Origin of the sequence: Ewingella sp. CoE-038-23 (genome assembly GCF_040419245.1) — a bacterium.
Lineage (GTDB): Bacteria > Pseudomonadota > Gammaproteobacteria > Enterobacterales > Enterobacteriaceae > Ewingella > Ewingella allii.
Genome location: NZ_JAZHOH010000001.1, coordinates 1,480,035 through 1,501,055, shown reverse-complemented (window position 1 = coordinate 1,501,055; position 21,021 = coordinate 1,480,035). Strand labels below are relative to the sequence as shown.

The window sequence follows — 21,021 nt, the reverse complement described above, 5'->3', positions numbered from 1 at the left end:
TTCACTCCACATTATTTCGAGGTCAGAGAAGCAGAAGGCGCAGACCAGCGGCGGTAATAGCGCTGGAAAACACTGCGAAGGAGGCCACGGTTGAGGCTGGCTGAACGGCCAATCACCACCAGAATCAGCAGCGCGCCGGAGAGTGCGCTGGAAACTTGGCTGGAGATACCGACCATTTGCAGCCCTTGTTGCAAATAACCAATCAGCAAGGTCGCCAGCGCGGTGCCTAACACCGAGCCGGAACCGCCGTAAATATTCGCCCCGCCCAGCACCACTGCGGTGATGGCAGGCATGAGCAAGGAGACGCCGAGGTCCGAGCGCGCAGAGCCGAAGTAGGAGGTCATGACTATCGCTGCAACCGCCGAGGCCAGCCCGGTCATGCCATACAGCGCAAACAGCGTGCGGCTGACCGGCAGTGCTCCGTAGCGCGCCACGCGGGCGTTTTGCCCAATCAGAAACACATTGCGGCCGGTGCGGGTGCGGTGCATCAATGCCCAGAAGAACAGCGTTGCCAGAAGGAAAATCAGCAGCGGCATCGGCAAGCCCAGCACCACTTGGTTAGCGAAATCGGTAAAAGCCGCCGGGAAGTCGCCGATGCCTTCGAAACCGGTAGCCCCCGCCAGCCCGGAAAGCAGCAGCGCGCTGCCGCCAAACAGGTATAAGGTGCCAAGGGTGATCACCAGCGGATTGACCCCGGTATAAAGGATGAGCGCGGCGTTGAGCAGGCCGCAGGCCGCGCCGAGAGCCAGCGTCAGGCCAATCGCCAGTGGCAAAGGCACGCCCGCCTGACACAGCACGCCGAGCGCGATGGCGCAAAGGCCGATGGTCGAGCCGAAAGAGATATCAATGCCGCCGCTGACAATCACCATGGTCAGCGGCAGCGCGACGATGCCAATGGTGATGAAGTCGCTGGTGCTAAACAGCAGCGTGTTAATGTCCAGCATGCGCGGGTTAGCAAAGCCAAACAGTAAGATCTCCATCACCAGCAGGGCCAGCAGCGCCCCTTCCCAGCCGTAACGCTTCAGGTTGTTCATCACAGCACCCCGCTTTTATTGGCGTTCATGCGTCGGGATGTGCGCGGCTCCGACGGTTTGGTTTTGGCTCTTTCGACTACCGTCACTTTGGGTTGGAAGCGAGCGTACTTCTGGCGGCGCAGGTTTTTGTCGAGGGCCTGACGCAAACGCCCGTCAAACACCAGCACCGCCAGCAGCACCACGCCCGCGATAAAGTCGTTCCACCACGCGGGCAGGCGCAATAGCACCAGCACGCTGTCGATTTGCGTCAGGAAGTAGGCTCCCAGCACCGCACCAACGATGCTGCCAGTGCCGCCAAGCAGGCTAATCCCCCCCAGCACGCAGGCAGCGATGGCTTTCATTTCCAGCCCGCTGCCGGTTTGATTCGGCACAAAACCAATTTGCGAAGCGAAGACAATCCCGGCCAGCGCCGCCATCGCGCCATTAATGCCGAAAGCCAGAATGCGCATGCGATTCACCGGCACGCCGAGCTGGCGCGCGCCCTGTAGATTGTCCCCAACGGCGTAGAAGCTGCGGCCAAACGCCGTGCGCGACAACATCCAGAACATGGCTAACAGCAGCACTATGACCAGCAGGCCGAGAGGTGAAACGCCCAGCACCAGAGGCGCAGAGAGCGATTTCAGGTCAGCGGGTAGCCCCTCAATCCACTTACCGCCGGTCAGCAGCAACATTAATCCGCGATACAAACCCAGCGTGCCGAGGGTGGCGACAATCGCCGGAATGCGCAGCCACGCCACCAGGACGCCGTTGAACAAGCCCGCCGCAATCCCCACCGCCAGCGTCGCCAGACAGGCCAGCGGCAAGGCGACGCCGCTGTTAAGCAAGATGCCCAGCGTCACCGCGCACAGGCCGGTTATCGAGCCGACCGACACGTCAATATTGCGGGTCAGCATCACCAGCGTGGCGCCCATCGCCAGCAGCATGAGGATCTGCGCGCTGCCGAAAATCATCCCCAGCGTCTGAAAGCTAAACGACTGGCTGTCCATCGCGCCCAGCAGGCCGAACAGCGCGACAATCGCCAATAGCGCGGTGAGCTCACGGTTATTCTGAATCAGTTTCAGCATGACGCTTCTCCATCTAAAGCCTTGGCGGGTGCGGGTTGGTGAGCATTGCCGAAGGCGATATGCATGATGCCGTTGACGTTAATGTCGCCGCCGCGCAGCTCGCCGCTCATCTCCCCCTGATGCATGACAAAAACCCGGTCCGCCAGCCCTTCTATCTCGTCTAAATCGGAAGAGATCAGCAGCACGGCCACATTCTGTTTCACCACGCTTTGCAGCAGTTGGTAGATGTCAGCGCGGGCGGAAACGTCCACGCCACGGGTTGGCTCATCGACAATCAGCAGCGCCGGGGCGGCTTCCAGGCATTTGGCGATCAGCAGCTTTTGCTGGTTGCCGCCGGAGAGCGTGCGGGCGTGCTGCTCGCCGTGGGAATATTTAATGCCCAGCGCGCGGTGGTAGCGTTCGAGCACGGCGGCCTCGCGTTTGGGGTTGAGCCACCAGCCGGTGCGGTTAAAGGTCAGCGAGGTGGTGTTCCATGACAGCGGCGCGTCAAGGTATAAGCCGGAGGCCTGACGGTCTTCGGGCAGGTATACCAGCCCCTGTTCCAGCCGGGCCAGAGTATTGAGCGAAGTGATGTCGCGCCCCGCCAGCCGCACCTGCCCGCCCCGCGCCGCGCGCAGGCCATACAGCGTTTCAGCCAGCTCGGTGCGTCCGGCCCCGACCACGCCCGCCAGCCCGACAATTTCTCCGGCATTCACCGTTAAAGAGATATCAATGAAGCCTTCGCCAGTGAGGTTTTCCACCTTTAGCACCGGCTGGCCTGCCGCAGCGTTGCGGCGCGAACCGGGGAGATCCAGCCACAGCTTCTGTTCGGCGGGCAGCGCGGTTTGTGCGGCCTGCGGGGTGATAGCCTGAATCAGCTGCTCGTTGTCGAGTTCGCTCAGGGCGCCGCTGAGCGCAATTTTGCCGTCGCGCATCACGCTCACGCGGTCGGCAATTTGGCGAATTTCCGGCAGCTTGTGGGAGATAAACACCACCCCGACGCCCTGCGCCGTGAGCTTTTTCACCTGAGTAAAGAGCCGGGCGGATTCAGCAGGCGTCAGCGAGGCGGTGGGTTCATCGAGGATCAGCAGCCGCGCGTCGCGCATCAGCCCGCGCAGGATCTCCACCAGCTGCTGGTCGGCCACTTCCAGCGTTCCGGCCAGTGCGCCAAGAGGCAAGGTGCAGCCCAGCTGGTCAAGGCGCTGTTTCAGCTTATCGCCGCGAGCCTGATGGGCGGGCAGACGAAATAAAATGTTCTCTTTTACCGTCAGACTCGGGAACAGCATCGGCTCCTGCGGCACCAGATAGATCCCCGCCTGGTGGGCCTTGGCGGGCGTCATGCCGGTTTGTATTTTGCCGTTCAGCCACAGCGTGCCGCTGTCTGCCACCTCGACCCCGGCGATGATTTTCATCAAAGTGGACTTCCCCGCGCCGTTGCCTCCCAGCAGCGCGTGGATCTCACCGCCGTGCAGGGTGAAGTCGATATTTTTCAGTACCGCCACGCCGGAAAAACCTTTGCTGACACCGGAAACCTGTAATAACGCGTCGAGGGAGTCTGTCTGCATGAAAGGGCCTCTGAGTGAAAACACATTCAATGAACAAATGTATTTGTCATTTAATATTGTTCAAAAGCCTAGTCTCAGGTGACGGATAAAACTTCAGCCGCGATCACAGTTTGTTCAATCCATATACTCTGCGTTATGATTCGAACAGCAATCATTCACGATTTGCCATACACATCACAGTTAACAACATTTTGTTAACGAACAATTGATCTACATTTTGATAAGTGTTCACTATGAATGACAAAGCAACGCAGTCCGACCTGACTATCCCAATGGAATACGGCATGGGCGAAGAAGAGCTGTTGGCACGTACCGCGTGGTTCTATTACCACGACGGCCTGACCCAAAATGAGATCGGTGACCGGCTGGGGCTGACGCGCCTGAAAGTCTCGCGTTTGCTGGAGAAAGGCCGTCAGTCGGGCGTTATTCGCGTGCAGATTAACTCGCGCTTTGAGGGTTGTCTGGCGCTGGAAAACACCTTGCTAAATCGCTTTGATCTGCAGCACGTCCGCGTGTTGCCGCAGCTATCTGAAGGGGTGTTGAGCAGCCGTCTAGGCGTGGGTGCCGCGCACATGTTGATGACGCTACTTAAGCCCGATCAGCTGCTGGCAGTGGGGTTTGGCGAAACCGCGATGAGCACTTTGCAGCACCTGAGTGGCTTTATTAGTTCGCAGCAGATTCGCATGGTGACGCTGTCCGGCGGCGTCGGCCCTTATATGACCGGCATCGGCCAGCTCGACGCGGCCTGCGGCGTAAGCATTATTCCCGCGCCGTTGCGGGCCTCGTCGGCCAGCGTGGCGGCGATTTTCCGCCAGGAGCGTAACGTGCATGACGTAATGCTGGCGGCCTGCGCGGCGGACATCGCCATCGTCGGCATCGGCTCGCTGAACCAGAAGCACGACGCCACTATTCTGCGCTCGGGCTATATCAGCGAAGGGGAACAGCTGATTTTTGGCCGCAAGGGGGCGGTCGGCGACATTCTCGGCTACTTCATGCAGCGCAACGGCGAGCTGGCGGAGAACATGGCGATTCACGACGAGCTGATTGCCGTTTCGCCGGATGAGTTAGCCAATATCCCCACCGTGCTGGGCGTTGCTGGCGGGGTAGAAAAAGCCGAGGCGATTGTCGCGGCGCTAAAAGGCAAACGAATTAACGCACTGGTTACCGAAGAGAGTACGGCGCAGGCGATGCTGGCGCTGCTCGACTAACGCGCAGGGTGTGCTCTGCGCGGCGGCGGTAACGGGTATGGACAAAAACCGTTATGAGAGAGCGACTATGAGCACATCATCTGCGACAAAACACGATGCTTATTTGATGGCACTGGATGCCGGTACGGGCAGCATTCGCGCGGTTATTTTCAATCTCGAAGGTGAGCAGATAGCCGCGGGACAGGCCGAGTGGATCCACCTCGCGGTGCCGGACGTACCCGGCTCAATGGAGTTCGACCTGAGTAAAAACTGGCAGTTGGCCTGCCAGTGCATCCGTCAGGCGCTGCATGAGGCACAGATCCCCGCCTCGAGCATTCGCGCCGTCGCCGCCTGCTCAATGCGCGAAGGTATCGTTCTCTATAATAAAGCCGGTGAGCCAATTTGGGCCTGCGCCAACGTTGACGCCCGCGCCAGCCGCGAAGTCTCCGAGCTTAAAGAGATCCATGATGATGAATTCGAGCGTGAAGTCTATGAGTGCTCCGGCCAGACGCTGGCGCTAAGCGCCATGCCGCGCCTGCTATGGCTGGCTCACCATCGCCCGGACATTTACCGTCAGGCGGCCACCGTGACCATGATCAGCGACTGGCTGGCCTATATGCTGAGCGGCGAGCTGGCGGTTGACCCGTCCAACGCGGGCACAACGGGCATGTTAGACCTTGCCACGCGCAACTGGCGCCCTGAATTGCTCGACATGGCCGGGCTGCGTGCCGATATGCTTTCTCCCGTTGCGGAAACCGGCACCCGACTTGGCTCAGTCACCGCCAAGGCGGCAGAAGCCAGCGGCCTGCAGGCCGGTACGCCGGTGGGCATGGGCGGCGGCGATGTGCAACTCGGCACGCTGGGGCTGGGCGTGGTGCGCGCCGGGCAGACGGCGGTGCTGGGCGGCACCTTCTGGCAGCAAGTGGTTAATCTGCCAAAACCCGTCACCGACCCGGAAATGAACATTCGCATCAACCCGCACGTGATCCCCGGCATGGCGCAAGCCGAGTCAATCAGCTTCTTCACCGGCCTGACGATGCGCTGGTTCCGCGACGCATTTTGCTCCGAAGAGAAGCTGCTCTCCCAGCGTTTGGGAGTCGACACTTATTCATTATTAGAAGACATGGCTGCCCGCGTGCCGGTCGGCTCATGGGGCGTGACACCGATTTTCTCCGACGCGATGCATTTTAAAACCTGGTATCACGCCGCCCCCTCTTTCATCAACTTGTCGATTGACCCCGAACGCTGCAATAAGCAAACGCTATTCCGCGCGCTGGAAGAGAATGCCGCCATCGTCTCCGCCTGCAATCTGGACCTGATTGCCGAGTTTTCCGGCGTTCGCGCTAAATCATTAGTGTTCGCCGGTGGCGGCTCGAAGGGCAAGTTGTGGTGCCAGATCCTCAGCGATGTCACCGGCATTCCGGTAAAAGTGCCGGTCGTGAAGGAAGCCACCGCCCTGGGCTGCGCCATTGCCGCCGGCGTCGCGGCGGGCGTCTACTCCACCCTCGCGGAAACCGGGGAATCGCTGGTGCGTTGGGAAAGGGAGTATCAGCCCGACGCGGTAAATCATGAGATTTATTTATTGCAGAAGAGCAACTGGCAGGCCGTTTACGCCGACCAGTTGGGCCTAGTAGATAGGCAGTTGACCACGTCGATGTGGAAAGCACCCGGGTTGTGAGGGGATGGTAGGCCAGTTGGTCGGTGTGGGTCGACGCCCACAATCTTGACCTTAAACCGCAAAACCGGACTCTTACCCAACGGCCAGTAAAGGCTCTGCCACACGGCTGCTCTCCCCTGCCATCAGCTCTTGCAATATCTTATAAACCGCCTGCGCCGGAGGTGACAAAGGTTGGGTGGTGGAAACTTTTAGCTGGTGCGACTGGCGGGCTGATGCGCCGCTGACGACGGAGAAGGCTTTGGCTGGGCGGGATTCGGCGATCACTGCCATGTCCATGCGACCTTCGGTGACAAGTTCGGTGAGGGTCGAGTTAAAGTTTTCGTTGATATACAACAGAATGCGCGGGTGCTGCTCGCGAACGGCCTGTAACAACTGGGCGGCCATGTTGGGTGCCGCGCTGCCGAGGGCCAAACCGACGGACACTTGCCCGCTGAGTGCCTGACCGGCACAGTTCACGGCGCTATGCGCCTGCTCGCACTGACGTAAAATCGTCTGGGCGTGCATGTAAAGAATATTTCCGGCCTCGGTTGGGGTTACACCACGCTTAGTGCGAATTAATAATTGCTGATGCAACTCCCCTTCCAGCGTCGCCAGTTGCTGGCTCAACGCAGGTTGGGCGATATGCAAAACCTCTGCCGCCTGAGTCAGGCTGCCGATATCGACGATTTTCACGAAGTACTTTAAGCGTCTGAGGTTCATCACTGTTCTCCACGTTGCCAGAAAAGGTTCCCCTGAGGGGGTGCCAAACATAGTAGCTACATCAAGAGAGCAATAACTGGGCCAAAAACTCAATCATTACAAAAATATATATAACTCATTGTAATTAATATTTAATTTCCCCATCATCGCATAAGTAATTACTCCCCACACGCGCACCATTCACACCCTATTGCACCAACATAATGCAATCTTATGACGCGTTAGCCTACATGGCCTTTAGGCAGAGAGGCGAAGAAGTCGGCGTAGGAAGGCTCGCGGGTTTGCTGGAGGATTTCGGCCAATTCGGCAAGGGGGAGATCAGACCAATCAACACGCAGGTCAACGCTGGGATATTCGCGGTCGTGCCAAATTTTTAGCGCCGCTGACTTCAGCCCGCGCTTGTCGCCACCGGCCTGCGCACCGGCGAACATGGCGCTGAGAAGGCGATCAGCAAAGGGTAAATCGCCGTTTTGGTCATAACTTTCCAGCATGTCGGACAGCGTGCTGGCGCCGGTGAGCAAGTTACCGCCGACCACGCACGAATCCCCCGCCAAACTGCCGGCCCACGGGCCGCACTCTCCGCCGCTCCAATGCGCCATCTTGCCCTGATTATCAATAATCAGCACCTGACGCATCTGCCGGTTGAAGTCTTCGGCCAGCAAGTTTTTTAAGGTCAAGGCGGCGTCTGCGCCTTGTCGGAGCAATGCCAGTCCGCGCTCACCGTACAGTGGATTGGTCATGGCTTGGGTAGCAATAGCGCCAACTTGCGAGCGCCCGTGGGTCACCAGCGCGCCCACCGCCGGGCCCGCCGTAGCGCTGGCAACGCCCAGTGCTCCCGTTTGTTCATCCCGCGCTACGATTGAAAAGGTCAAAACCGCCCCCTGTTTTTGTCGTGTTATGACAGCCTCGTTAAATTTATGAGTATAAATTATTGCATTTAATTCTATTTATACGCATAAATAAAATAAGCACAAATAATAAACAGACTCTTTTGAAAGGAGTCACACGACACACAACTCGCCACGAGGTCGGTATGCTGCACACTCTGCGAAGAAGGTTTCTCCCGCTCTGTCTCTGCTTCGGCGCGCTATCGTGGTGCGCTCCCACCATGGCGAAAACGCCAGCCGATGCCTTGTTGATCGGCCAAGTTGCCGAGCCGCAATCCCTCGACCCGCAAATCGCCACCGCGGCAAACGATTCACGTATTTTGGTCAATATCTACGACGGACTGGTACGCAATGGCGAAGGCAAGCTGGATATCGAGCCAGCCCTCGCCACAGGTTGGGAAATCAGCCCGGACGGTCTGACCTATCGCTTTCATCTGCGGGAAAACGTGACGTTTCAGGATGGCACGCCGTTCAACGCCGAAGCGGCAAAATTCACCTTTGACCGTATGCTGGATGACAAAAATCCGTGGCATAACACCGGGCCCTTTCCGCTTTCCTTCTTCTTTTCATCGATAAAAAGCATTGAGACGCCGGACGCCAATACGCTGGTGTTCACCCTAAAAGAGCCTTTCGCCCCTTTCCTCTCTAATCTGGCGACGCCGACCGGCCTGATTGTCTCGCCAACCGCCGTGAAGAAATATGGCAAGGAGTTTGGCCGCCACCCGGTGGGCACTGGCGCATTTCGCTTTGCTGAGTGGCAGGCCAATCAGCGGGTGGTGGTCAATGCCAATGAGCATTATTGGGACGGCAAACCTGCGGTACAGAACGTCGTATTCAGGCCGATAACCGACGGTAATACACGGGTGGCCGAGATGCTGTCTGGCGGCATCGATGCCATGGTGGAAGTGCCGCCAGACACGGTAAAGCTGTTTGAGAAAAAGCACGATCGCTTCCGTATGTATCAGACCACCGGCCCGCACGTCTGGTACGTGATGCTCAATACGCAGGTGCCACCCTTCAATGATGTACGCGTGCGGCAGGCGGTGAATTACGCGGTGAACAAACAGTCTCTGGCAGACAATATTTTGCAAGGTTCCGCCGAGGTGGCTGATGGTCCAATCCCCCGTGCTTTTGGCTGGGCGGCTAACAAAGAGGTTTCACCCTACCCTTATGACCCGGCCAAAGCGCGTGAGTTGCTCAAAGCCGCAGGAGCCGAAGGGGCGACGCTGACCTTCTACGTGACAGAGGGTGGCTCCGGCATGCTCGACCCTATCCCGATGGCGACCGCTATTCAGGCCGATCTGAAAGCCGTCGGCCTGAATGTAGCGATTCAAACCTATGAGTGGAATACCTATCTGTCGAAGGTCAACGCCGGGCTGAATAACCAAACCCATATGGCGGAAATGGCGTGGATGACCAATGACCCGGACACTCTGCCATTCCTCACGCTGCGCACCGACGCGTGGCCGAAAGCGGGAGGATTTAACTCCGGGTATTACAGTAACCCGCAGGTTGACGCGCTGCTGCAAAAGGCGCGGCTGACCACGGACACCGCCACACGCGGTGCACTCTATCGTCAGGTACAGCAGAAGGTTCATGACGACGCGCCGTGGATTTTCGTCGCTAACTGGAAACAAAACGCCGTGACGTCAACGCGCATTCAGCACTTTGCGCTGCAACCGAATTTCAATCTGTTGCTCAATCGGGTAACCAAACAGTAAACGGGGAGAACCACGATGATGGGTTACGTACTGAAAAGGCTGCTGGCGACCATTCCGGTGTTTATCGGGCTGTCGCTGATTGTCTTTCTGATTATGGCGATGATCCCCGGCAACCCGGCGCAGGCGCTGCTGGGCGCGTGGGCGACGCCAGAAAACGTCGCGCGCATTAATCAGGAGTTGGGGCTGAATAAGCCGCTCTATCAGCAGTATTTCATCTGGGCCGGGAATATCTTGCACGGCGACTTTGGGCGCTCTTACGTGCTTAATAGGCCGGTGATTGATGAAGTGCTGGAGCGATTTGGTGCCACGCTGCTGCTGGGCGGTTGCGCGTTACTGATAAGCACAGTTCTGGGCTTGCTGGCAGGGATTTTCTCCGCAGTGCGTCAGTTCGGCTGGGGGGATCGCCTGATAACCCTGCTAGTGCTGCTGGGCATTTCAATGCCCTCTTTCTGGATTGGCCTGCTGATGATCATGCTGTTTGCCGTGCAGCTCCAGTGGTTTCCTGCTTCAGGCATGTACGCCATTTGGGGTGGTGGTGGTGCGCTGGACTTGCTGCATCACCTTACCCTGCCCGCCATTACGCTGGCGATTGTCGCTACCGGCGTGATTGCCCGCCTGACGCGCACCGCCATGCTGGAAGTGCTGCGACAAGACTTCATTCGAACCGCCCGTGCCAAAGGTCTTTCCGAGCGAAAAGTGATCTATAAGCACGCGTTTCGTATGGCGCTGGTGTCGGTTATTCCGGTGATCGGCATTCAGGCAGGCTTTGTGCTAGGTGGCGCAGTGTATATCGAGACCGTTTTTCAGTGGCCGGGGCTGGGGGCGATGATGGTGAAAGCCGTGGCGACTCGCGATTTGCTTCTGGTTCAGGGCGGCGTGCTCATTGCAGCAGCGGCCTACGTGCTGATCAATCTCTGTGCTGACATTCTTCAGGCGCTTCTCGACCCGAGGTTAAAATCATGAACTCGACGACAACGACCACCGCGCCGCGCCATCGCCAATCACTCTGGGCACTGTTGCTGGCCAACAGACTGGCCACGCTGGGCCTAATCCTGTTAGTGCTGGCTGTTGCGGCAGCGCTAGCGGCTCCGCTGTTGCCTCTGCCAGATCCTGACGCGACCGACTTACTCAATCGCCTACTGCCGCCCTTCTCACAAGGACACTGGCTCGGCACTGACCCCTTGGGCCGTGACGTGCTTTCACGCCTGCTGTGGGGCACGCGCGTGTCGTTGGCTGTGGGCATTTGCGCCACGCTTTTGGCAGCATTTTTTGGCACGCTGATTGGGCTGATCGCCGGTTATGCCGGGGGAAAAACCGACAGCTTGCTGATGCGGCTGATAGACATGCTGATGGCCTTTCCCTACATATTGCTGGCGTTGGTGATTGTCGCGGTGCTCGGCCCCGGCCTGCTGAATGCGCTTTACGCTATCGCGGTGGTCAACATTCCCTTCTTTGCCCGTAATATTCGTGGCTTAACCGTCGGCCTGCGCCAGCGCGACTTTATTCAGGCGGCGCGACTGTCGGGTAAAAATCACCTGCAAATCTTGCTGACTGAAGTGCTGCCAAACGTCATGCCGGTGGTAGTGGTAACCATGTCGACTACCGTCGGCTGGATGATTTTGGAAACTGCCGGACTGTCGTTCCTCGGCCTCGGGACGCAACCCCCCAATGCCGATTTAGGCTCAATGCTTGGACAGGGCCGCGCACAGATGTTCAGCGCGCCGCACGTCTCGGTGGTGCCTGGCTTAATGATTTTCCTGCTGGTGATGAGCTTTAATCTGCTCGGCGATGGCGTGCGTGACCTGCTAGATCCGCGCCTCAAGTCCGGCGTGCTGCAGCGCGCTCAGGCAGTGACTTGCGTAAAACGCCCTCAGGTACCGGCGGCGCGGCACAGTGATAAAGCCCTGCTGGAAGTGGTCGATTTGCAGGTGAATTTCCGCTCCGGCGCCCATGTTTCGGCGGCAGTGAAAGGCATTAGTTTCTACGTTGCGCAGGGTGAGTGTTTAGGGCTGATAGGCGAAAGTGGCTCGGGGAAAAGCGTCACCGCGCTGTCCATCATGGGGCTGGTGTCCTCCCCGCCCGGCGAGATAACCGGCGGCGCGATTTACGTGAGTGGCGAAGAGATGTTATCTCTTCCTCAAAGCCAGTTGCAGCAGCGGCGTGGCGCGCGAGTAGCTTATATATTTCAGGATCCGCTGACCACCTTGCACCCGCAGTTCACTATCGGCGCTCAGATCATTGAAGCTATTCAGGCCCATCAGCCGCTAGCAGCTTCAGCCGCCAAACAGCGGGCACTGGCTCTGCTGGCAAGCGTCGGCATTGATCAAGCAGCATCTCGCTTTGACGCCTTCCCGCATCAGCTTTCAGGCGGCCAGCGCCAGCGAGTGGGGATTGCCATGGCGCTGGCCAATGACCCCGAGGTCATTATCGCTGACGAACCCACCACTGCGCTGGATGTCACGGTGCAAGCCCGCATTCTTGAATTACTGCAAAAGCTGCGTCACGAACGCGGGCTGACCCTACTGTTTATCACTCATGATTTTGGCGTTATTGCGCAGATTTGCGACCGCGTGGCGGTTATGCGCCACGGTGAAATCGTTGAAACTGGCGAAACAGGGTCCGTGCTTCGCCAACCTCAACATGACTACACCCGGCGCCTTATTGCCAGCGTGCCAAAGCTCGGTCAGGGACGTGCTTTCCTTAAACAAGTCGGCGAGCTTTATCGCCAAGACGCTTCACTGAAGGAGGCTCCATGAACAAGGTGATTGAAACCACCGGGCTGGTGAAAACCTTCGGCAGCGCGTCCGGCTGGTTTTCCGGCCACAAACATCAAGTAGAGGCGCTCAAGGGGGTCTCCCTGCACCTAGACGCAGGGGAAACGCTGGCGATTGTTGGCGAGAGCGGCTCAGGCAAAAGTACTTTGGCACGAATGTTGGTGGGCCTTGAACGCCCGACGTCCGGCAGCATCAAGCTAATGGGTGAAGAGATGTCGGCACACGCCAAGCGCGGCGACAAAGCCTTCGGCCAAATGATTCAGTATGTGTTTCAGGACCCGGTGGCTTCACTCAATCCGCGCAAAACCATCGCCGATACGCTGGACGTGCCTCTGCGATATTTGTGCAACTACCCCGCCGCGCGCCGTCGTTCGCGGATGCTGGAACTGATGGATGCCGTGCAGATGCCCGCCGACGCGCTGTCCGGGTATCCCCATGAGTTTTCCGGCGGGCAGGCGCAGCGGCTGGCGATTGCTCGCGCACTGGCAGCCGAAGCGCGTATCTTAGTGCTCGACGAGCCGGTCAGCGCGCTCGACGTATCGGTGCAGGCGCAGGTGTTGTTACTGTTAGACCAGTTAAAGCGCGAGTTTGGGCTTTCCTATCTGTTTATTAGCCATGATTTGGCAGTGGTGGAGTCGCTTGCCGATCGGGTGGCCGTGCTGTATCACGGAGATTTGGTAGAATGTGCGCCAAGCGATAGGCTGTTCAACGCACCCCAGCATGATTATACGCAGCGGCTACTCGCCAGCGCGCCACGGGTTTGAAGGGATGAAGGATTTTATGAGTACAGACAGGCCAACTCAGAGCGAACCGACGCGCCGCAAACGCACCGATGAAATTGTCGATGCCATAAAAGAGAGCATTATTAGCGATAATCTTCTGCCGGGAGACCGACTGCCACAGGAGAAAGACCTAATAACCCGCTACGCAGCAGGGAAAGGCACCGTGCGCGAAGCCTTGAAATCGCTGGAAGTGCAGGGTCTGATCCGCACTAAAACCGGCCCCGGCGGCGGCGCATTTATTGAATCCATGACCGAAACCCGCGCCATGAGTTTGCTCTCCAATTATCTTTTTACCCGCCAGCTTTCCATCGGCAATATCTATGCGCTGCGCAAGGCGTTAGAGCCTCTGGTAGCGGTCAGTGCCATCGACAATATTGATGCCAAGGGCTTCGAGCAACTGCACCAGCTGATTACGGTTTATGACCACGAACCGGCAGATGAAGCAGAACGCTGGGAGCAGCGAATGGCCGAACTGGACTTCCACGGCGTGGTCGCCAGCTATTCTGACAACGTGCTACTGGCCTTTATCTGCCACTTCCTGCAACGGTTGCTCAAAGATTTGGCGGTCTGTAAAGACATCTACCTGCGGCCAGAACCGGTGGATCGCAGCGTCGGTATTAACTATCAATATCGCCTGATTGAAGCCATGCGCCGCAAAGATGCCGACGTAGTCACTCAGGTCATGACCGAACATATGCAGCATGCCGAAGACGCGATGCTCGGTCTTGAGGCGACGCTCGAAGAGAGGTTTTTGCGAGATGGGCCGCAATAATGCGCCGCAAACGCCGCTTTTCGGCTCAATTCTCAGCTACTTGGCTAAACAGCGAGCAAACGGACATAAATATGCAGATGTCCCTTTGACATGCCTGCGGGCAATCGCTATTATTCGCCCCGTTCCAACGATTCCTCTGTAGTTCAGTCGGTAGAACGGCGGACTGTTAATCCGTATGTCACTGGTTCAAGTCCAGTCAGAGGAGCCATATTAGAGACGCCCGCTTAAGGAAACTTAAGCGGGCGTTTTGCTTTGTGCGATAGCTTATTGGCTGTGGAGATTCTCCACAGCCAATCGATTAATGCTCAAGCATCTCGTGGACGAGCTGCTCTTTGCTTAAAGAGTATTCATAGTAAGTTGGCCAGTGGTCCATCTCCTTCAGCAAGGCTTCTTGAGAGTCATTGCCCATATATAAATGGTAGTGAGAAGATTTTTTCGGCCCAATAATATGGTCGCTAAACTGCACATATTTTGGCGCGGTGGATTGCTTGTCGCGGCATTCGAACAAGTAACGCACCCCTTTCTTGCCGGACGAATAGGTGAGGATTTTGAAACCGTCATAATGGTAGTAACATGATCTCACCTGGCTATTCTGGTGAAATTCAATGACGTTTTTTTCAATGCCAATCATATCGATATCAGTGGCATAGCCCTTCTTGTAATACTCGCGATACTCCTCCACGCTTTTACTTTTATTCTCTTTGGCCTTTTTCTGCAAAACCGGGTCAAGGTCGCCGTTCAAGAGATATGGGTTAATCGACTGCCATACGCCATCCCAATCGGTGAGGGCACGATCTTTAACATCCGCGTTCTCAAATACACCCTCGCTAGCTTTGCGATCTTTTTCCGACATGGGTGCGCCATGTGCCAAGGCCTGTGAACTGGACAGTAAAATCCCCAGAGTGAATAAAGTAAAAGGTATGCTTTTTGTCATAACGTTCTCCTGATAGTCCTTATCAAATTGTTGTTACGTTATAACATATCCTGAATTTTTTCAACGAGCTTCAAGCGCACGACTCAGTAAACCCCACGGCGGGTTTCCCTAGATGGGTATAACGATTACTCATCCCGGTTTTTTCTATCACGGGGCCAATAACGTCGTCGGTGCAGCAGCCAAGTATTGAGAACCGCATTCCGCATTCTCTCTGCCCCAACAAAACCCACCACAATCCCTATCAGGGGTAAAAAAACTTGATGATGCCCTTCCTGATTGAAGGCAGCCAAAAAGGCCAATGTGCATAATACGCAGATGATGGAATTAACAAAGATTCTCCCTGGTGATAGACCTTCAATTCCTCCGGACCAACAAGATATAGCAAATGTTGATAGCCCGGAGAAAAAAGCCAAAGGATGGATCCAGAGAAAATGGAAAATAGTATAGATGCCGTGGATTGCTTCCATAGTTATTTTTCCTTTGGCACGCCGCCATACGAATAAAGAGATAAAATATTTCACAAAAGGTGAAGATATTAAACCTGTCATTTTTACCGCGTCTATGTATGGGATACGTTATTTAAAAGAGATATTCATAGTATGCGAAGTAAAATATCCTTATAACATACTAAGAATTTGTCTCAGTGAGATTATTTATGGTGTTGCTCACCTCTCTAATCCTGTTACTTTTCAAACTGGAATAATGGTAAATAGGAAGACTCCCATTAACAAGCCGCACAACTTCCGCTCGCGGAATATAGTACACCTTGGCCATCGCCTCAGGCATGATAGCGATACCTTGTCCACGGGACATTTTCAGCAACATGTTACTTACATCAGTTTCTGCACTCTCTATGCAATTCTCTTGAGAAAGCCAACTGAAATGCTCATCGTTGTAAATAGCCTGTCCATTAGCCCCGATGCAATAGAGATTCACTGGTCCACTCTTTAAAACGTCGCGGGCTAAACGCTCTGGTATCGTGGCGCTAATACTAAAGGTAGTCGAGTCAAAAATGGGATAAGCCTCTGGGAATTTTTTTGCCGTCAGGATTAAGTCATAGCGACCTAAGGAGAAATCGTAGCCCTCATCGGAAAAGATATCTTTATATTTAATATCAACGCTATGGGAGTTAAATGAAAGGTAGTTGGCGACAAAACTCGAGACCAGTGGAGGTACGCTGTCATCTATTAAGATTTTTACAATTTCTCTCTGCTTATTATTAATATATGAGCGCTCAACATCAATCAGTTGATGGTAAATAGGCAGCAGTTCTTCATACAGCTTGATTCCATGGCTGTTAGGTTGAAGTCCGGTGCTGTTTCTGGTGAAAAGCTGCATGTTGATTGAGCTTTCAATGTCTGCGATGACTTTACTCACCGGCGTTCGTGTCAAATGAAGCTTTTCGCAGGCCTTTGCGACACTACCTTCCTCAATGATAGTCATGAAATACTTCATTTTGATAGATGTGAATAACCCCATAGTTTATGTCCCATTTCGTAGTTAATTAAATGTAGCTAAGTTTGTTTTTTTCAAGGTGCAAAGTTTAGTCATCTCTGACCAAAAAATAGTTATCATGCCTTCGCGTGATAATCGTGATGATTTTAAAAGAATAAACATACATGCTCTAATTGCTCATTAATTACTTACAATAGGTATTTAAACATTCTCTAACATTCTTATTGCCGTAGAGTAAATGTTGTACTAATACGCAGGTCTATATCGCTATCTACCTGAAAAAGTAAAGGTGTGACAAAGCCTTCGCCATGCTTAGGCGCTCATAATTAGATACAATAATAACGATTTAACAAGAGCAATATATGCCCAATGTGGAGTTAGCGATATATTTTACAGTGTAAAGTTTCAAGAATAACTGTCTAGATTGTTGTACATGGATTAAAATAACGTACTAAATAAAAATCAACATATATATCAAACCATTTTTTAGACAAGGCAAACCAAATAATGAACATCCTGATTTATATAGATCCTGCGCAATGTAAATATGACAGGTAGCAATATAAAATATTGCTAGATAATATTTATTTATTCTAAGTGCCAAGGTGATTTTTTGTTGTTAAGAAGAGTGTTATTGAAATAATAAGTGGCAAGTTCGGAGTTGAATAAGCTGATTTTTAAACCAATAAGAAAGGGAATTAACTTTTGATAAGTCATCTGATCGGCCAGCGTTAACAGACTAGGAGTTAGCACTGGCCAGGGAGGGAATTTACTTACTCAGTGCCCCCGTTTTTTTGCCATCCAGAGCCTTATGAATGGCGGCTTCCAATTCATTTATTTCAAATTTCGCAACGTAACCGTCGGCACCCACTTTGCGCACGTGATCTTCATTGGCGCTACCGGAAAGCGAGGAGTGAATGATGACCGGGATATTTTTCAGGAATTCATCACGCTTGATATTTAAGGTCAGCGTGAAGCCATCCATTTCGGGCATCTCCAGATCGGTAAGCACAAAGGCGATTTTGTCGGAAATTGGCCGTCCTTCAGCCTTGGCCTGTTCGGCGATCTTTTTGATGTTATTCCATGCTTCAAGCCCGGTTACGTGCATCACGCTGGGCACTTTCATGCTGTCGAGACCGTGCTGAAGCATCGAGCGTGCGACTTTAGAGTCTTCAGCGACAATGGCTACCGCACCCGGCTCTAACGCAAACGCTTTGGTTTTTTTAGCATCAATTTTGGTATTACGGTCGGGGGGAATAATGTCGTAAAGGATTTGCTCGACATCTAATACCAACGCCAGGCGGTTACTGGATTTATCGTTATCCAGACGCGCAATGCTGGTGATGTTGCGGCTCTTCACACCAGCTTCTGCCGCCAGCACCTGGCTCCAGTCGAGGCGCACAATGTCATCCACCGACTCCACCGCAAAAGCTTGCGTACTGCGGGCATATTCAGTCACTAGCAGGATATTCAGCCCGGTTTTTGGCTCACAGCCCACCACCGCCGGAAGATCAATCACCGGAATAATTTCCCCGCGAATATTCGCCATACCCATCATGGGTGAGGCCATCCCCGCCGCCTTGGTCAACGGCGGCATGACCACAATTTCCCGTAATTTGAACACGTTAATGCCATAGAGTTCAGACTGCCCGTCGTCATGAGAATTCCCCAAGCGGAACAGCAACAATTCAAAACGGTTTGATGAGGTGAGATTGGTTCTCTCGTCGATTTCTTTCTGAAAATTATCCATGTCTTCCCCAAGAGAGAATGCTGAGCGAGGCGCTATTAGCGACGCAAGGGTCGCTGGCTTAATTGGGTTATCGACCATCGGCATAAAATACTTAGGCTCGAACATAAGAAAAGCCCGCTAATGCGGGCTTTTTGTGACGTGGCGCGGATATTTTACTGCGGCAAATTAGGACTGAGTATCTCGATCTTCCACCGTCAGCGAGACTAAGCCTATGCCCAACTTTTTCGGCTCAAAACCGCTGCTGGTGCCTTCGGTTGGCTCAGTAGGCGATGGCGGCGTAATGACGATGCTCTGCGCATTGCCCGGATTGGTGAAAGGCAGGGTCACGGTGTCGTCCTGCGCGTTAAAGGTCACAAACTGTTCTTCGTCCCCCACTTTTACCGAGATTGGCTTGCCGATGTTGTTGCCATAGGCTCGGGCGCGCAGTACCAGATTGAAGCTGGCCGGGAGAGGATCAACATAATCGATTTTCACCGCCGGAGCCAAATTAGCATCTGACCAGCGCCCCCACTCTTCGACATTGGAAATGCCACTGATGGCTCGCACCTGCTGTGGCAGGCCGGGGAGCATAAAGACGATAGCCTGAGACTGATATTTGGTGGCGTCGTCATCAATATTGAGCTGGTCTACCGTGCTCTGATACACCTGCTGGCTGCCCGAGGTCTGCTCAAAATCCACCTTGCCTTTATAGACCGCGCCGCTGGCCTGCACGATCTGCGGTTTTGACGCCAGATTGCCCGAAGCGACGCAAAGTCCGGTATTCAGTGATAGCTCCGGTGCCCACACGCGCCCCATCTCATAACACTTATCTACCCAGACGAAGTTATCGCCCATGGTTAACGAAGCCAGCTGCTTTTTCAGCGGCGTGGAGAGATAGACGTCAAACATCGGCTCCACTTTATTGACCCCGACTTTGAGGATAAACGGCGCTTTAATGGTCATACCGGAGAAGGTAAAGGTGTTGGCTTTATTATCTATGCTGTATTTACTGATGCGATTCGGGAAGCCCCACTGTTTGATGACCGCAGGCTTCCAGCCTTCAATCTTCTCGTCGATATTCATAAACTGCGTAGCCAGCGAAGTGCTCGACAGGCCGCTGCGCCCCAGTCCAATAAAGTTATCGCCACCCATCAGATCCAGCACCGTCGCGCCATTATCAATGGTGCTGCGTTTCACATTGTTCAGCTCAGCCTGCGGGTTACGACCATCCATCACAAAGAACAGGTCTTTGCGATTTTTCTTGGTGAGCATACTGTACGCCGTGTTGTTCATCGCCAAATGGTCTGAACTCACCACGATAATAGTGTTGTCGTAGTAACCGGAGGCTTTAATTTTATCGATAAACGCCGCCACCAGCTGCTGGCTACAGGCCACCGCGCTGAGCGAACGGTTATCCTTATTGTTCACCAGATACTCTTTTTTGGTACAGCCGCGCGAGATAAAACCGTCGGGGTGGTGGGTATCCACGGTGAGCGCGAACAGGGAGAAAGGCTGGCCCGCCTTGCTCAGTTCGACGAATTTCTTGTAGGCTTCATCCAATAAGGTGTCGTCGTACCAGCCCCAGTCATTCTTATAGGCCGGGTCTTTGACCGTGCTGCGCAACTCGTTGTAACCATACAAGTTATCGAAGCCGTGCGACTTCAAGAAAGTGCCCTTTCCGGCAAAAGCCAGCTCCGCGCCCTGATAAAAATAGTTCTGATAACCCGCGCCTTTCAGCACGTCGCCCAGACAGACATTTTCCGGATAGAAGGTCGACAGCGCGCTTGAGGCGTTGCCATCAAAAGGCGCAAACAGCGGGATGCCGCACAGCGACGCAACCATCCCCGCGATGGTGTATCCGGTGCCTGGCACCTGCCGCGTGCCGGTAAAATCGATGCTGGCATCTTTATGTTTAGCAAGCTCAGTGGTCAGGCCGGGGAAGGTCTGCTCATCAAAATAGGTGCGCTCCAGGCTCTCGCCAAAGATATAGACCAGATTCGGCTTCTTACCCTTAATCACCTTCTGCGGCACTTTGTAATAGGTGTCAAAGTCGGCGGTATCGCCATTCATTTGGGTTTTCACCAGACGGGAAATGTTCTGGAATGCCTGAGTAGATCCCACGGAGAACACCGCCAGCACCACGGCAAACACGCTATATACCCAACTACTGTTACTGGCGCGGCGCTTTTTCAGACACCAGACCAGCAGTGAAACAATGACCACCAGCGCCACCACCAGCCCGGCGAATGGCAGAATATATTTGCTCAGCCCTGCCCCTTTTAGGCTGCTGGTCACGGTATAAAGCACCGCGTCGGTAATGCCGTCGCCGGTAAAATAGTTACTGCCAATCAGCACCAAATTAAGAACCACGTAAAGCGTCAGGAAAAACAGCAGCAAAGAGAACCAAATACGGCCCGCGGATGCGCGTCGCACATATAAGAAAATGGACGAGACAAATAAAAAGAATGAAATGAAATCTGTGACCATTGCTGCGCCCTGAAACTTAGAGGTAATAAAAAGATGTTTTGCCTGCCAAGCGCAGGGCCGAAAAATACGGGGGATGCGCTATATAGCGTAATAAAATCAACAGGGTCAACGCCTGTTTGCTGCCTGAGGTCAAGTTAAGGGGAGAAAGCGAGAATATTTGCCCAAAACGTGATCTGTATCGCCCGTTTTCAACAAAAAGTTAACCTTCGTTTAATCTTACTGAAACATTCACCCTAGACAAATCAAATCGTGCGTATCACCAGCAATGGCGCGC

Annotated in this window: 16 protein-coding genes, 1 tRNA gene and 1 pseudogene; 8 read left to right on the top strand and 10 right to left on the bottom strand. The window is 54.4% G+C overall.

Annotation, left to right across the window (positions count from 1 at the left end; translation table 11 throughout):
- Positions 1-11 precede the first annotated feature (11 nt).
- From lsrD to lsrA, 3 genes are read right to left on the bottom strand one after another with little or no spacing between them, the layout of a single operon-like run.
- Positions 12-1,034, bottom strand: coding sequence for an autoinducer 2 ABC transporter permease LsrD (gene lsrD, locus V2154_RS07070; RefSeq protein WP_437341994.1), 1,023 nt, complete (start codon positions 1,032-1,034; stop codon positions 12-14).
- Positions 1,034-2,098, bottom strand: a complete 1,065-nt coding sequence (lsrC, locus tag V2154_RS07065; RefSeq protein ID WP_353501630.1) for an autoinducer 2 ABC transporter permease LsrC — start codon at positions 2,096-2,098, stop codon at positions 1,034-1,036. The genes lsrD and lsrC overlap by 1 nt, the downstream gene beginning before the upstream one ends.
- A complete protein-coding gene (gene lsrA, locus V2154_RS07060; RefSeq protein WP_353501629.1) occupies positions 2,092-3,642 on the bottom strand; it encodes an autoinducer 2 ABC transporter ATP-binding protein LsrA in 1,551 nt (516 codons plus the stop codon). The genes lsrC and lsrA overlap by 7 nt, the downstream gene beginning before the upstream one ends.
- A 233-nt stretch (positions 3,643-3,875) precedes the next feature.
- Between lsrA and lsrR the strand changes: the two genes are divergently transcribed.
- The gene (gene lsrR, locus V2154_RS07055; protein WP_353501628.1) at positions 3,876-4,850 is read left to right on the top strand and encodes a transcriptional regulator LsrR; all 975 of its coding nucleotides are present in this window, start codon (positions 3,876-3,878) and stop codon (positions 4,848-4,850) included.
- 67 nt (positions 4,851-4,917) lie between these two features.
- Entirely contained in the window at positions 4,918-6,507 is a 1,590-nt protein-coding gene (lsrK, locus tag V2154_RS07050) for an autoinducer-2 kinase (protein ID WP_353501627.1), read from the top strand.
- A gap of 246 nt (positions 6,508-6,753) precedes the next feature.
- Here lsrK and V2154_RS07045 read toward each other — a convergent pair.
- Positions 6,754-7,206 (bottom strand): annotated as a pseudogene (locus tag V2154_RS07045) (LysR family transcriptional regulator); the annotation flags it as partial.
- Positions 7,207-7,427: 221 nt separating this feature from the next.
- A complete protein-coding gene (locus V2154_RS07040; RefSeq protein ID WP_353501626.1) occupies positions 7,428-8,078 on the bottom strand; it encodes a DUF1028 domain-containing protein in 651 nt (216 codons plus the stop codon).
- A gap of 161 nt (positions 8,079-8,239) precedes the next feature.
- Here V2154_RS07040 and V2154_RS07035 point away from each other — a divergent pair, with 161 nt between their 5' ends.
- From V2154_RS07035 to V2154_RS07010, 6 genes are all read left to right on the top strand, one after another.
- A complete protein-coding gene (locus V2154_RS07035) occupies positions 8,240-9,814 on the top strand; it encodes an ABC transporter substrate-binding protein (protein ID WP_353501625.1) in 1,575 nt (524 codons plus the stop codon).
- A gap of 15 nt (positions 9,815-9,829) precedes the next feature.
- Positions 9,830-10,777 carry an ABC transporter permease gene (locus tag V2154_RS07030; RefSeq protein WP_353501624.1) on the top strand — a complete coding sequence of 316 codons (948 nt, stop codon included), beginning with the start codon at positions 9,830-9,832 and terminating at the stop codon, positions 10,775-10,777.
- The gene (locus V2154_RS07025; RefSeq protein WP_353501623.1) at positions 10,774-12,570 is read left to right on the top strand and encodes a dipeptide/oligopeptide/nickel ABC transporter permease/ATP-binding protein; all 1,797 of its coding nucleotides are present in this window, start codon (positions 10,774-10,776) and stop codon (positions 12,568-12,570) included. The genes V2154_RS07030 and V2154_RS07025 overlap by 4 nt, the downstream gene beginning before the upstream one ends.
- A complete protein-coding gene (locus V2154_RS07020; RefSeq protein WP_353501622.1) occupies positions 12,567-13,352 on the top strand; it encodes an ATP-binding cassette domain-containing protein in 786 nt (261 codons plus the stop codon). Before V2154_RS07025 ends, V2154_RS07020 begins: the two co-directional genes overlap by 4 nt.
- A gap of 16 nt (positions 13,353-13,368) precedes the next feature.
- Positions 13,369-14,142: a FadR/GntR family transcriptional regulator gene (locus V2154_RS07015; RefSeq protein ID WP_353501621.1), complete on the top strand. Its 774-nt coding sequence runs from the start codon at positions 13,369-13,371 to the stop codon at positions 14,140-14,142.
- Positions 14,143-14,274: 132 nt separating this feature from the next.
- Positions 14,275-14,350 (top strand) — tRNA-Asn (locus V2154_RS07010).
- Positions 14,351-14,440: 90 nt separating this feature from the next.
- On the opposite strand, the gene zinT is transcribed toward V2154_RS07010, so the two are convergent.
- From zinT to opgB, 5 genes are all read right to left on the bottom strand, one after another.
- Positions 14,441-15,076 carry a metal-binding protein ZinT gene (zinT, locus tag V2154_RS07005; RefSeq protein WP_353501620.1) on the bottom strand — a complete coding sequence of 212 codons (636 nt, stop codon included), beginning with the start codon at positions 15,074-15,076 and terminating at the stop codon, positions 14,441-14,443.
- A gap of 125 nt (positions 15,077-15,201) precedes the next feature.
- Positions 15,202-15,543, bottom strand: coding sequence for a phage holin family protein (locus V2154_RS07000; RefSeq protein ID WP_353501619.1), 342 nt, complete (start codon positions 15,541-15,543; stop codon positions 15,202-15,204).
- Positions 15,544-15,703: 160 nt separating this feature from the next.
- On the bottom strand, positions 15,704-16,519 hold the full coding sequence (locus V2154_RS06995) for a LysR family transcriptional regulator (RefSeq protein ID WP_353501618.1): 816 nt from the start codon (positions 16,517-16,519) through the stop codon (positions 15,704-15,706).
- 781 nt (positions 16,520-17,300) lie between these two features.
- The gene (locus V2154_RS06990; protein ID WP_353501617.1) at positions 17,301-18,281 is read right to left on the bottom strand and encodes a chemotaxis protein; all 981 of its coding nucleotides are present in this window, start codon (positions 18,279-18,281) and stop codon (positions 17,301-17,303) included.
- A gap of 165 nt (positions 18,282-18,446) precedes the next feature.
- On the bottom strand, positions 18,447-20,747 hold the full coding sequence (gene opgB, locus V2154_RS06985; RefSeq protein WP_353501616.1) for a phosphatidylglycerol--membrane-oligosaccharide glycerophosphotransferase: 2,301 nt from the start codon (positions 20,745-20,747) through the stop codon (positions 18,447-18,449).
- Positions 20,748-21,021 lie beyond the last annotated feature (274 nt).

Excerpts from the sequence above, each read along its gene's own strand:
- opgB (WP_353501616.1), bottom strand. The coding sequence starts at position 20,747 with ATGGTCACAGATTTCATTTCATTCTTTTTATTTGTCTCGTCCATTTTC.
- V2154_RS07015 (WP_353501621.1), top strand. The coding sequence starts at position 13,369 with ATGAGTACAGACAGGCCAACTCAGAGCGAACCGACGCGCCGCAAACGC.
- V2154_RS07000 (WP_353501619.1), bottom strand. The coding sequence starts at position 15,543 with ATGGAAGCAATCCACGGCATCTATACTATTTTCCATTTTCTCTGGATC.
- lsrR (WP_353501628.1), top strand. The coding sequence starts at position 3,876 with ATGAATGACAAAGCAACGCAGTCCGACCTGACTATCCCAATGGAATAC.
- lsrA (WP_353501629.1), bottom strand. The coding sequence starts at position 3,642 with ATGCAGACAGACTCCCTCGACGCGTTATTACAGGTTTCCGGTGTCAGC.
- V2154_RS06995 (WP_353501618.1), bottom strand. The coding sequence starts at position 16,519 with ATGACTATCATTGAGGAAGGTAGTGTCGCAAAGGCCTGCGAAAAGCTT.
- lsrK (WP_353501627.1), top strand. The coding sequence starts at position 4,918 with ATGAGCACATCATCTGCGACAAAACACGATGCTTATTTGATGGCACTG.
- V2154_RS07020 (WP_353501622.1), top strand. The coding sequence starts at position 12,567 with ATGAACAAGGTGATTGAAACCACCGGGCTGGTGAAAACCTTCGGCAGC.
- V2154_RS07030 (WP_353501624.1), top strand. The coding sequence starts at position 9,830 with ATGATGGGTTACGTACTGAAAAGGCTGCTGGCGACCATTCCGGTGTTT.
- V2154_RS06990 (WP_353501617.1), bottom strand. The coding sequence starts at position 18,281 with ATGGATAATTTTCAGAAAGAAATCGACGAGAGAACCAATCTCACCTCA.
- lsrC (WP_353501630.1), bottom strand. The coding sequence starts at position 2,098 with ATGCTGAAACTGATTCAGAATAACCGTGAGCTCACCGCGCTATTGGCG.
- V2154_RS07035 (WP_353501625.1), top strand. The coding sequence starts at position 8,240 with ATGCTGCACACTCTGCGAAGAAGGTTTCTCCCGCTCTGTCTCTGCTTC.
- zinT (WP_353501620.1), bottom strand. The coding sequence starts at position 15,076 with ATGACAAAAAGCATACCTTTTACTTTATTCACTCTGGGGATTTTACTG.
- V2154_RS07025 (WP_353501623.1), top strand. The coding sequence starts at position 10,774 with ATGAACTCGACGACAACGACCACCGCGCCGCGCCATCGCCAATCACTC.
- lsrD (WP_437341994.1), bottom strand. The coding sequence starts at position 1,034 with ATGAACAACCTGAAGCGTTACGGCTGGGAAGGGGCGCTGCTGGCCCTG.